This is a genomic window from Polynucleobacter sphagniphilus (assembly GCF_029892205.1).
Classification (GTDB): domain Bacteria; phylum Pseudomonadota; class Gammaproteobacteria; order Burkholderiales; family Burkholderiaceae; genus Polynucleobacter; species Polynucleobacter sphagniphilus.
Genome location: NZ_JARXVX010000003.1, coordinates 377,816 through 388,295, shown reverse-complemented (window position 1 = coordinate 388,295; position 10,480 = coordinate 377,816). Strand labels below are relative to the sequence as shown.

At 41.3% G+C, this 10,480-nt stretch carries 13 protein-coding genes and 1 pseudogene; 8 read left to right on the top strand and 6 right to left on the bottom strand.

The window, feature by feature from the left end; genetic code table 11:
- Nucleotides 1–314 precede the first annotated feature (314 nt).
- Nucleotides 315–728, top strand: coding sequence for a hypothetical protein (locus tag M2125_RS08770; RefSeq protein ID WP_280742845.1), 414 nt, complete (start codon nucleotides 315–317; stop codon nucleotides 726–728).
- Between the two features lie 25 nt (nucleotides 729–753).
- Nucleotides 754–1,734: a hypothetical protein gene (locus M2125_RS08765; RefSeq protein ID WP_280742844.1), complete on the top strand. Its 981-nt coding sequence runs from the start codon at nucleotides 754–756 to the stop codon at nucleotides 1,732–1,734.
- Nucleotides 1,735–1,737: 3 nt separating this feature from the next.
- Here M2125_RS08765 and M2125_RS08760 read toward each other — a convergent pair whose 3' ends face one another.
- From M2125_RS08760 to M2125_RS08750, 3 genes are all read right to left on the bottom strand, one after another.
- The gene (locus M2125_RS08760) at nucleotides 1,738–2,304 is read right to left on the bottom strand and encodes a tyrosine-type recombinase/integrase (protein WP_280742843.1); all 567 of its coding nucleotides are present in this window, start codon (nucleotides 2,302–2,304) and stop codon (nucleotides 1,738–1,740) included.
- A 429-nt stretch (nucleotides 2,305–2,733) separates the two neighbouring features.
- Entirely contained in the window at nucleotides 2,734–3,012 is a 279-nt protein-coding gene (locus tag M2125_RS08755; protein ID WP_280742842.1) for a hypothetical protein, read from the bottom strand.
- Between the two features lie 73 nt (nucleotides 3,013–3,085).
- Nucleotides 3,086–3,544: a hypothetical protein gene (locus M2125_RS08750; protein ID WP_262500658.1), complete on the bottom strand. Its 459-nt coding sequence runs from the start codon at nucleotides 3,542–3,544 to the stop codon at nucleotides 3,086–3,088.
- A gap of 397 nt (nucleotides 3,545–3,941) precedes the next feature.
- On the opposite strand from M2125_RS08750, the gene M2125_RS08745 reads away from it, so the two are divergent.
- Together M2125_RS08745 and M2125_RS08740 are read left to right on the top strand one after the other, a co-directional pair.
- Nucleotides 3,942–4,394 carry a DUF6641 family protein gene (locus M2125_RS08745; RefSeq protein WP_280742841.1) on the top strand — a complete coding sequence of 151 codons (453 nt, stop codon included), beginning with the start codon at nucleotides 3,942–3,944 and terminating at the stop codon, nucleotides 4,392–4,394.
- Between the two features lie 70 nt (nucleotides 4,395–4,464).
- Nucleotides 4,465–4,611, top strand: a complete 147-nt coding sequence (locus M2125_RS08740; RefSeq protein ID WP_215306726.1) for a hypothetical protein — start codon at nucleotides 4,465–4,467, stop codon at nucleotides 4,609–4,611.
- Nucleotides 4,612–4,773: 162 nt separating this feature from the next.
- Here M2125_RS08740 and M2125_RS08735 read toward each other — a convergent pair whose 3' ends face one another.
- Nucleotides 4,774–5,322: a hypothetical protein gene (locus M2125_RS08735; RefSeq protein ID WP_280742840.1), complete on the bottom strand. Its 549-nt coding sequence runs from the start codon at nucleotides 5,320–5,322 to the stop codon at nucleotides 4,774–4,776.
- Nucleotides 5,323–5,414: 92 nt separating this feature from the next.
- Here M2125_RS08735 and M2125_RS08730 point away from each other — a divergent pair, with 92 nt between their 5' ends.
- Complete coding sequence (locus M2125_RS08730) at nucleotides 5,415–6,071, top strand: putative quorum-sensing-regulated virulence factor (protein WP_280742839.1); 657 nt, start codon at nucleotides 5,415–5,417, stop codon at nucleotides 6,069–6,071.
- Nucleotides 6,072–6,168: 97 nt separating this feature from the next.
- On the opposite strand, the gene M2125_RS08725 is transcribed toward M2125_RS08730, so the two are convergent.
- Together M2125_RS08725 and M2125_RS08720 are read right to left on the bottom strand one after the other, a co-directional pair.
- Nucleotides 6,169–7,122: an IS30 family transposase gene (locus M2125_RS08725; RefSeq protein ID WP_280742838.1), complete on the bottom strand. Its 954-nt coding sequence runs from the start codon at nucleotides 7,120–7,122 to the stop codon at nucleotides 6,169–6,171.
- A 255-nt stretch (nucleotides 7,123–7,377) separates the two neighbouring features.
- The gene (locus M2125_RS08720; RefSeq protein ID WP_076024315.1) at nucleotides 7,378–8,259 is read right to left on the bottom strand and encodes a LysR family transcriptional regulator; all 882 of its coding nucleotides are present in this window, start codon (nucleotides 8,257–8,259) and stop codon (nucleotides 7,378–7,380) included.
- A 140-nt stretch (nucleotides 8,260–8,399) separates the two neighbouring features.
- On the opposite strand from M2125_RS08720, the gene M2125_RS08715 reads away from it, so the two are divergent.
- From M2125_RS08715 to M2125_RS08710, 3 genes and pseudogenes are all read left to right on the top strand, one after another.
- The gene (locus M2125_RS08715; RefSeq protein ID WP_076024316.1) at nucleotides 8,400–9,404 is read left to right on the top strand and encodes a YeiH family protein; all 1,005 of its coding nucleotides are present in this window, start codon (nucleotides 8,400–8,402) and stop codon (nucleotides 9,402–9,404) included.
- 52 nt (nucleotides 9,405–9,456) lie between these two features.
- Nucleotides 9,457–9,768 (top strand): annotated as a pseudogene (locus M2125_RS10955) (thioredoxin family protein).
- A 211-nt stretch (nucleotides 9,769–9,979) separates the two neighbouring features.
- Nucleotides 9,980–10,330 carry a hypothetical protein gene (locus tag M2125_RS08710; RefSeq protein WP_277542225.1) on the top strand — a complete coding sequence of 117 codons (351 nt, stop codon included), beginning with the start codon at nucleotides 9,980–9,982 and terminating at the stop codon, nucleotides 10,328–10,330.
- Nucleotides 10,331–10,480 lie beyond the last annotated feature (150 nt).

Below are 10,480 nucleotides of genomic sequence, written 5' to 3'. Positions count from 1 at the left end.
TGACCGCTAAACTACAATAACTGAGCCTTCAAATACTAGAGCCTTGACGGTCACGCTGAATCTGAAACAGGCGGTCACGATCGCTGAAATACGCATATTACGAATGGTGGCGATGTTTAAATGCAAGCAACGAATATCTTGATTGCTGTGCAAAAGGCGGTAAAAACCACCCTTTAGCCGATACCTATGCACTATTCGGGGATGTAAACGTCTCATGGGCACAATGGTGGATCAAAGTCGGCAAACGTATTTTTAGTGAGAGGCGTCAATACCCTAAGGTTCGCGCAATCGAGCAAGAAGAGGCATTAAGCAAGTTGGAAGTTGAGGCAAAGGATTTCTTAATCCTCGATATCCCTTTACATCTGCGTCGAGTAACCATTCTTGAGCAAATCAATAAGCTCTTAGATCAGCATCATGATGGCAAAAACTTGGATGTGAGAGCTCAAAGTACCGCTTTAGTGCAACTCGAAACTACTAAGCTACAACACAAAACCGTCCCAATCTTAGTGGATGTTGCAGAAATCCTGCATCGCAACCCCGGCATTCAACTGTATCAACTGGCTCAAAGAGCAAAACTAGCTGAAATCCACCTTGGTAGGAAAGTTCAAGAATCTAATAGCGCAGAGCAAGAGAAGCAAAGACGCCAAATGGCTGCCAGTAGATATAAAGAGCAAGCAGAAAGATTGGTTTACAACGCGGCAAGACTGAAGTTCCCATCAATTGAATAAGTGTTATTACAGTTAAGGATAAGAAATGACTATTCAAAGTACGGTACTGATTGGCAATGGTGTAAATCGCATTATCAAAGACAATCCAGATGAGAGACAAATCTCATGGAAATCTTGTTTAGAACAGATGGCTGCCGCTGCACAACATAAGGTTCGTGATATTGATCAAAAGCCACTGACCTTAGTCTTTGACGAACTGCTTCTCAAAAATCAAAACTTATCAAGAAATGATTTGCAATATATTGCAATGGGGAAAACTTTCACCAATGGAGAACTTGATCTAAATCACGCACTTTCTTGCCTTAGTAAAAACATCTTAACGACCAATTTCTGTGCCCCTTTTGCGATGTATGGTTGCGGATTTAGTCCAGACCATCTTGATTTTGCTATATCAACACCATTGTTTCCCAATATCACCGAAAACACTTTCTCGATATTTAGGGGAAGAAAAATGAGAAACAAGACGTATTGGAATATTAATGGCAGTTCTCCAACGTCAACTAGCATCACTTTGGGGCTTAGGCAATATGCCCGATATCAAAACCATATCTCAAATTACTTGTTTAGCACTATTTCATACTCAAAAGTAAAAGGTCTTTATTCACCGCTATATCGACCAATCCCAGATTTTGAGTTTGAAAAGAGTGGTGATCCTTATTCTTGGGTGGATCTGTTTTTGCGTGACCATATTCATATGGTTGGGCTTGGGATGGACTATTCCGAATCCATTTTATGGTGGCTCATGACAGAGAAGTTTTGGATGCAACGCAAATATCCTAAATATATCGGTGGTTTGACCTATCATCATGTCGAGGTTGAGAAGCCTTCGACACATGAGCGGGTGAAGTTAAATATGTTGGAAGATCTTGGCGCTAAAGTAAATGTAGTTAAGGCAAAAGACTACAAATCTGGACATTTAAAGATAGCAGACGCAATTAAACCTGGCATTGTTAAGTTGCTTAAGGCCAAGGACTACAAAGGAATGTACAAGCTCTCCCTTAAGTAACCCTTAAATTAATTCCACTGCATTTCTCATAAGATCTGGATTGACGTCGATATATTTCTGAGTAACAGCAATTGATTTATGTCCCGCTAATCCAGCTAACACCCTTACTGAGATGCCTTTGTTTGCCAGCGTAGTAATGAAGGTTCTGCGCCCGCTATGACTAGAAGCCCCGGCGATACCAGCGTTGCGGTAAGCCCAAAAGAACCACTGACATAAGGAGTTTGCCGAGAATCCCAATCTATTGGCTGTATGAAAAAATGGTATCTCCGGGAAACGTGCATAACGAGTAGCCAAATAGATTGCCAGTTCATCTTGTAATTTCTTAGGTAAAAATACCGTTCTAGGTTGCCCACCCTTAGTCTGCGCTGCGCTTAAACGTACTTCATTGCGAATCGTGCCATCTTCATTCACAACGTCCCGCATTTTTAAACTGGCTATTTCGGCAACGCGAAGCCCGGAATAACAGCTAGTCAATATCAGCGCCCTATCCCGCTCAGGGTACTTCTTAGTACTTACGTATGCCAATACTTTATCTAGCTCTTGGGATGTCAATGTTTTAGCTTGTGCCATTTGTTTTTCCTTTGCAGTTAATAAAAAGCATGTGTGTAGTGTGTTTTCTTTTGTGGGAAAGGTCGACCTCTATTTGCCATGAGGCGCTTTTGAGTTCTTTTGGTTTGTCATGTTTGCACTAGGTTTTCCAGTAAAACCATAGGTTTCCAAGATCTTCCAAGAATCAACAACTTGCGTCATTCATAAAAGAAAAGCATTTTTTTCTTATGTGCACACTACGCTTAATATTTAGCTGTTTTGTGTGAGATCTAGACAACAAATTGACTAAGAATTTGGGGTATTTGCATGCAAATACTGTGAGTTTTTGACACGCCGATTAAAACACCTCAAATCCACGCTGTATTGCATTTACGCAATCTCAGCTACCCAAGCTTATGAATGCAAAAAAGCCCTGTTTTAAAGGGCTTTTTGAGGGGTTTTATTGCTTGATTAAGCCAATCCAAGTTGCTTAATAATCCACTGGGCTAGGACGGTTGCCACTACCCCACTAATAAAGTACGCAAAATATAGAAGTCTCTGATTTCCGCTTTGTCTATTCCGCTCTTGAGTTTCCCCCAAATCTTTGATTCGGTTTCTCATGGCTATTCGGAATCCAGCATTTAGATCCAAATTACCAAATGAAGCATCAGTATGCCTAAGATCTTCTAAGGAATATTGCTCTATTTCTGAAATATCTCTTGATACAAGATATTTTTGAAAATGAGACATTACCTTTAGCTTTTCTTCATTCTGCATATAAACACCAAATTAGTTATGAGCTTCATCCTAACTTAGATTATTTTCACTGCCAAGTATCTAGCGCCACATTTGTAGCTAACAATACTGGTAATTTAGCTCCAGCGTTTTTACATTGCCTAACCTGCAGATCCCACTCTTCTCCTACAGAATGCTCAGAGTCATCAATATGCAAGTGCAATTCCTTGCTATCCTGCAAGTAAGCGCAAAAGCCTGGCACCTGCGTTTTAGTTTTAGCTAGCGGATCGTAATGCAAGATCCAGGACATGAGCAAATTGGGCGCTTTTGGTAAATCGGTTTGCTCCAGGTATTTGAGCACTTTGATTTGAGCGTCTGATTTAGCCCTAAATTCCCAATGCGCATAGTCATAGAAATCAACTAAATACTTTTGATTGGGGTTATGCAACTCAATAGAGCCGTTATAGGTAGCGCGATTGAAAACACCTTTGCCATAAGAATCCATATACTTTTCATTAATAAACAATCTGACTGCAATTTCTCTCATTTTTATCTCCTTTTTGATGAGTAGTGTTGCAAGTCGCGCAGTTTGAGTTAGTTGCAAGAAGAAGAGATCTCAAAAGATCCGTTACTACGAGTTAGTTACTTCCCTCAAGAGAGGGAAGTTTCTTTTCTAGTTGCTTTGGTTTACTGGTCAGAGTTTGCCATTTGCTACTGGAGTTACGTAGTTACTAACTCAACTACGCAGTAACTTCTTTTTCTTCTTTGCAACCTACTCTAGTTGCAACCGAGCGACTCACAAAAATATTTATCTCTTGATAAGAAATACCATATTTTTTCTGTCCAAAATGCTCTGCTTTAGGTGAATAACCAAATAGAGGTCGCCCTAAATCCTTGATCAGCCATAAATTGCATGTGTAACCCACTTTAGACAGGAGAACACTATGGGCGCACCAAATGCATTAAATACCCTGCGATTTGTAGACGCTGCAAGACCAAGATCCATGCCAGCAGTACAGCAAAGACGTAATAAATTAATTAATAAGCTTTGGGAGCAGATCCAACTAGCCAAAAGCCAACTTGAACATACCCACTTTGTCGTGAAACGCAGGGTTACCGTTAAAGACTTAGAGGGTAACTACAAGAGCATTGAACGCCCTAAACGCATTAGACTCTGGTGGTTTATGGCTGCAGATGGCACCTTATGTCTATCTGTTTTTTATGGCAGCAAACGCTTAGAGCTTGTGCCAGGCAAAACCTTTATTTCGGTAAAAAATATGAACGATTTAATAAAGACATTAGAGCTTCTTAAGTCTGAAACGGAGGCTGGCAGCCTGGATACAGCTATTGAGGCAGCTAGCGGGGCGTTGAAATTGAACTTCAATAGAAACAGATAGTTAGGAATATAACCGTTACTTAAAGTAACGCTTGATTTATTGGAAGTTGATAAGAAAAGCTAAATACTTTATGAAGCGATATAAGGCAACAGTCAATGCTGCGGGAATGTGGGTAGAAACTATTCTCTACGCCCAAAATCCGGCCCAGGCATATAAGCTGTTTCAAGCTATCTTTGGCGCCAATAACGTGCCACATCAACCGCTACAGATTGGTTAACTATGAGATTTGATGAAATAGCACCTCAAAGGCCATTAAGCCCTGAGCAAGCGAGACTTAAATCAATGAAGGATCGTGTAAAGCGAGACCAAGAGGCTATAAAAGCAGAGCGAGCTAGGCAGAAAATTAAATCTGGGCAACTACAGTTAGTCAATATTAACTCTACTTAACGAGTCTAAATACATCTAAAGCTGAATTATTAGGATCCTCTAGAAGGGCTAACTTATCAATCCAGTAGCTAGCTTGTCCTAGAGCTCCTGCAAGAATATTCGCAAATGCTTGCACCTCGTATTCGTAACTTACCCCTGACTCTTTTCCAAATATTGCCGGAGAGCCTACATACGAGAGATACGAATAAATCTCAACTTTATCTGTTTTATTGTTATATGACGTAGAAAATGGCCCAGCAGATCTATTCATTCTATTTACAACTTTAAGAACATCGAACTCATCTGCTTTAGAAAAATCGACCGGAAGAATAATTACTACTTCACCTGAAATATTTTTCTCAACAAACTTTATAGATGTATAGTGATCAAATATTTGTTCATAAAACTTCACTTGATCTTTAAGCATCCATAGGCCCTCCTCTTCATATGGCTCTGAATAGCTATAACCACTACTATCAGCCTTTATTGAATTTAGTGACATCTGAAAAAATATTATCGAATATGCATCTACAATTAAATCTATTACTTTTAAATTTGACATATAAACCCATTTAACTTTGCATGTATGGCTTATTTCTATCTTGAATGGTTATAAAAGTAAATACAAATACAGAAATATTTTTAAAAAATTCCATGTCCAAAACCATTATTTTCGATACCGAAGCTACAGGCATTAAAGAACCCGTATTAATAGAAGCTGCTTGGGTTGAGCTCGAATCCATTGAGCCCTTTACTGTTACCAACCCATTTGTACAGCGGTATAACCCTGGCAAACCGATTGCATTTGGTGCACTTGCTACCCATCACATCATGGATGAGGAATTGGTTGATTGCCCGCCAGCGGCTAGCTTTACCTTACCCGGACACGTGGACTACATCATTGGGCACAACGTGGACTTTGACTGGGAAGTAATTGGTAAACCTGAAATCAAACGCATCTGCACTCTAGCCCTAGCTCGCAAGCTTTGGCCTAATTTGGATAGTCATAACCAAAGCGCACTGATGTATTACCTAGAACGAGCTACAGCACGTGAGCAATTACGTAATGCCCATTCAGCAATTGCAGATGTGGGTATTTGTGCTGTGATCCTAGATCACATATGCCAAGAGCTAGACATCAAAACTATTGGAGGTTTATATACTGAATCTGAGAAAGCTAGAACTCCAACAACGATGCCCTTTGGTAAACATAAAGGCATGATGCTGACGGATGTTCCCAGCGACTACAAGCAGTGGCTACTGACTCAAGGGGATATCGATCCATACCTACGGAAGGCTTTGGGGGCATGAGTCCTAAAACCTTTAGCCCATAAATTTAATACCACCTATAAGCAAGTAAAAAAGCCGCTATTAAGCGGCTTTAATCAAACTCTAGTTTTTCGTAGATTCAAACACGAAGTGCAACACGGTTTAAGGACTGCATAAATACTTCATTGGGGGTTTTAAATCCTAATCGTTTTCTAGGTCGGTTGTTTAAACGATCTTGGATCATTCTAAGCTCCTTATCGGTCACAGTAGATAGCGGTCTCTTTTTGGGGGTGTATTGCCGCAATAGACCATTGAAGTTTTCATTTGATCCACGTTGCCAACTAGCAAACGGATCCGCAAAGTACGTCGTTGATTGAAGAGCTGTATCAATCCTGGCGTGCTCGGCAAATTCCTTGCCGTTGTCAAAAGTCAGGGTTTTAACGAGTGGGGTCACGGCGTTTAATTTAGTGATGATGGCGCTACTGACTAAATCCGACGTCTTGTTCTTGACCTTAGCCAAAACGGCATAGCCACTCTTGCGCTCAACCAAGGTCACAACAGCTTGCTTGTGGGCCGCTCCAATTACAGTATCGCCTTCCCAGTGGCCGACTTGGGATCTTGTCTCAATGTGCGCTGGGCGCTCACTGATCGGCCGCCTACCTACTATTTGGCCTCTGCGATCACGGCCGCTGGCATAGCGTTTCTTGCGCTTTTTTTGGCAACGCAGCTGCTGGTAAAGATTGCCGCCAGCGGCTTTATCGGCGTAGACATGGCGGTAGATGGTCTCATGACTAATGCCAACCTGATTGGCAATTTGGACGGGGCTCCACTGAGCTAAGAGGCAATCGACTGTCTGATTCCATTGATCGGCTGTTATTTGGGCGGCATTACGGCAGCCTAATGAGCGTTCTTCTGCCAACAGGCAGGCTTGCTTGGGACGGTAACCTTTGAGCCCCGTATTGCGAGCAAGCTCTCGGCTAATGGTCGACTTATGCCGATCCATCAGTTGGGCTATTTGAGTTTGGGTTTTTCCGTCTTTCATGAGGATATAAATCTGATATCGTTCAGTTTGGCTAAGGTGTTGATAGGTCATGGCTACTTTGACTTGCAGGTCTAGAAGCTTTGGATACTAAAACATCCTTAGCCTCCTTAACTAGTTGTTCAAAGTTGCACTTCGTAGTTGAATCCACCCACTCCTTTAAGGTGAAGATTATCAAAAATCCTCTCTTCTGGAGTGGTACTAAAAATCAGGTCAGTTCACTACTAAACGCAATAAATGAAATAAGTGAAACATCTTTAAAATAATTCATACCGGAAATAGTGGGTTACACAAGGATAGGCCCATAAGTTAACTACTCGCAATAACTTGCTCAAGCGCAACAGACGCTTTAGTTTTAAAACGCTCTTTATGTCTGAGCAAGAAAAAAGCACGTTGGGGTAATGCAATATTGACTTTACTTAGCAATCCCGCACTCAGATAAGACATTACAACCATTTCTGACAATACGCTAGCGTAGGGTCCAGCCAATACTGCCGACCTAACCGCCTCATTAGATGGGAGCGTGATCTCAATATCCAATGCTTTTGAATCAATGTTATTTTCATTGAGCATAGCGAAAAAAGCCGCTCTAGTTCCGGAGCCAGATTCGCGCAATACCCATCGACCACTCAGAAGATCTTTGGGATTGATACGTCTTTTTTTTGCCCATGGATGATTGGATGCAACTACCGCGACAATGTTATCTTGAGCAATCTTTCTAATATCTAGACTCGAGTCTTCAATACCTCCCTCAACGAATCCAATATCTACCAAACCATTTAAAACCGACCTTGCTACTTGCTCTGTATTACCAATCCCAAGGTGAATATCAATAGAGGGGTATTTCTGCTTAAATTTAATTAAGAGGGGCGGCAACCAGTAACTAGCGATAGTTTGACTTGCCTGAACGCTTAGGCTTCCACGTATTTCACCGCCAAGCTCTAAAAGCGTTAATTCAGCAGCCCAGGCTTGAGCGAGCACCGCCCGAGCTTCAATCAAAAATATTCGACCATTTGGATTGAGCTCTATACCCCTTCCCACTCGATCAAATAACTGGGTTCCATATCGATCCTCCAGTACGCGAATTGCCGCACTCACCGCAGAAGGTGTGAGCGCAAGAATATTTGCTGCCTGTGTTAGATGCCCACGCTCTGCTACCTCTACAAATATGCGCAATTGTTCAAGCGTCATATTTTTCCTTCATTTATGTATGTCAATTTAAATACTACTTATATTATTCGTTTTTAATAAACATTACATCAATTATTTATAGATATATTTAATGATTAATTACGGAGATACTTGCTCATCAATGCAAAACCGAGAGCAAAATGAGAAAAGCGATAAATCAATTAACACCAGGGCTTTCACTTTGCGGGCTGATTACCCTCTCCTCTTATTATTTGGAATACCTTGAAATTTATCTATTCGAGCGCGCGTGGCTAGAAACGCTGGTCATGGCAATATTGCTAGGCAGTGCAGTGCGTACCTTTTACCGCCCCAATTCTCGTTTCGATACAGGAATCCATTTTGGAGCTAAGACATTACTTGAAATAGCAGTCGTTTTACTTGGTGCATCAGTTAGCGCTTCTGCAATCATGGCGCAAGGTGCCAGTCTTATTGGAGGTATTGCGCTAGTAGTTGTAATTGCGATTATTGCAAGCTACAGCATTGGCAGACTTGCTAGGCTCCCCAAAAAAATGGCAATTCTAATTGCTTGCGGTAACTCCATTTGTGGCAATTCAGCGATTGCAGCAGTTGCACCCATCATTGATGCAGATGGAAATGATGTAGCCTCTTCCATCGCCTTTACTGCCGTCCTGGGGATCGCGGTTGTTTTAATTCTGCCAATCATGATTCCTCTATTAAATTTGACCGTATTGCAATATGGCGTATTTGCTGGCCTTACTGTATATGCAGTACCACAAGTATTAGCAGCCACCACTTCTGTCTCTTTAATAAGCGCCCATATCGGCACACTGGTCAAATTGGTACGTGTACTGATGTTAGGCCCAGTGGTTTTAACACTTTCGATGCTAAATAGTAGAAATAGTGGGAAGCGTCTCACCCTTTCGCATATGGCGCCCTGGTTTATCGTTGGATTTTTATCATTAATAACAATGCGCTCTTTTAACCTTATTCCACAATTTTTCATAGAGCCCGCTCATATTTTTAGTAATCTTCTAACCGTAATGTCAATGGCAGCTTTGGGTCTAGGTGTTGATGTTCGATCTGTAGCACGCGCAGGATATAGGGTTACAGCCGTAGTGGTCTTATCGCTCGTGACTCTATTTGTAATCAGCTTTGTGTTAATAAAATTACTTGGACTTAATTAATTAGCTTGATTTCATTGACCTGTCCTGGGATTTTCAGACCAAACCCATAGGGGTGAATGTCAATTCTTTAAATGAGTTATTGATTCACTCTAAAAAACCGATCATTGTTGATTTTTGGACACCATGGTATGGTCCATGCCGGATATTTGACCCTACTCTTAAGGCAAGCGCTCGGCAACACCTAAATTAAGTCATTCACGTTAAAGTAGGTACTGAAGCAAACCCTATTGCAGGGCAGCAATTCAATATTCGCTCGATACCGACCTTGGTAGGCTTTAGAGGTGAAATTAAACTTAAACGAGTAAGCGGCGCACTACCTGCCAATCAATTAACTCAGTTTATATCTGCCCTAATGATCAAATAAAAATTCAAACTTTACAAAAGTGCTTTGCCAGCAACTCCATGACTGCAGCAGCGATCTCACTTGAGAGTGTGTAATAAATTTGTCTACCTTCTCTGCGGGTTTTTACTAACTTATTCTCCCGCAGAACTGTCAGCTGCTGGGACAGTGAGCGTTGGATCTTAATGCTGCCCACTGAGTATTGATAACCAAAAGCTAGTAGCTAAATATCAGTATGCGATTTTATGAATTTAAATCTAGCCCAACTAAACCATTAAGCCCAGCACAGGCGCGAATCAAAGCTCTGAAAGATCAGGCCAAGCGAGAACAAGCAGCAGTTAAAGCCGAGCGAGCCAGGCAAAAGATACAGGCTGCTCAAACCATCCTCAATCAATTAGAAAGTCATTCAATGTCAAAAACCTTTAGAGCATTACATAAACCCAATAACCCCTACTCCGCTTGGATTGGTATTGGAACCTATGGCTCATTTAATGATGCGCTAGCTGCGGTAATAAGAAAGAAGAAAGAAGGCTCGATTGCAGTGCAGATACAAGATAGCGCTAAGATGGTGGTTTATTCATCCTAAGAACTAGCGGCTAAATACTTAAGCGGATATTGTTCTCTATTAACGGAAAGCTTTGGAAGCTTAAGATCTAACTCTACGATTTCTCTGCTCAAACTCAATTGCCTCTTCTAAGATAGCTTTCTGTCTATCGGCCTCTTGCTTGGCTAATCT

What these genes read in the sequence shown, in the direction of transcription:
- M2125_RS08765 (WP_280742844.1), top strand. Translation starts at nt 754, where the DNA reads ATGACTATTCAAAGTACGGTACTGATTGGCAATGGTGTAAATCGCATT.
- M2125_RS08760 (WP_280742843.1), bottom strand. Translation starts at nt 2,304, where the DNA reads ATGGCACAAGCTAAAACATTGACATCCCAAGAGCTAGATAAAGTATTG.
- M2125_RS08755 (WP_280742842.1), bottom strand. Translation starts at nt 3,012, where the DNA reads ATGTCTCATTTTCAAAAATATCTTGTATCAAGAGATATTTCAGAAATA.
- M2125_RS08750 (WP_262500658.1), bottom strand. Translation starts at nt 3,544, where the DNA reads ATGAGAGAAATTGCAGTCAGATTGTTTATTAATGAAAAGTATATGGAT.
- M2125_RS08745 (WP_280742841.1), top strand. Translation starts at nt 3,942, where the DNA reads ATGGGCGCACCAAATGCATTAAATACCCTGCGATTTGTAGACGCTGCA.
- M2125_RS08740 (WP_215306726.1), top strand. Translation starts at nt 4,465, where the DNA reads ATGAAGCGATATAAGGCAACAGTCAATGCTGCGGGAATGTGGGTAGAA.
- M2125_RS08735 (WP_280742840.1), bottom strand. Translation starts at nt 5,322, where the DNA reads ATGTCAAATTTAAAAGTAATAGATTTAATTGTAGATGCATATTCGATA.
- M2125_RS08730 (WP_280742839.1), top strand. Translation starts at nt 5,415, where the DNA reads ATGTCCAAAACCATTATTTTCGATACCGAAGCTACAGGCATTAAAGAA.
- M2125_RS08725 (WP_280742838.1), bottom strand. Translation starts at nt 7,122, where the DNA reads ATGACCTATCAACACCTTAGCCAAACTGAACGATATCAGATTTATATC.
- M2125_RS08720 (WP_076024315.1), bottom strand. Translation starts at nt 8,259, where the DNA reads ATGACGCTTGAACAATTGCGCATATTTGTAGAGGTAGCAGAGCGTGGG.
- M2125_RS08715 (WP_076024316.1), top strand. Translation starts at nt 8,400, where the DNA reads ATGAGAAAAGCGATAAATCAATTAACACCAGGGCTTTCACTTTGCGGG.
- M2125_RS08710 (WP_277542225.1), top strand. Translation starts at nt 9,980, where the DNA reads ATGCGATTTTATGAATTTAAATCTAGCCCAACTAAACCATTAAGCCCA.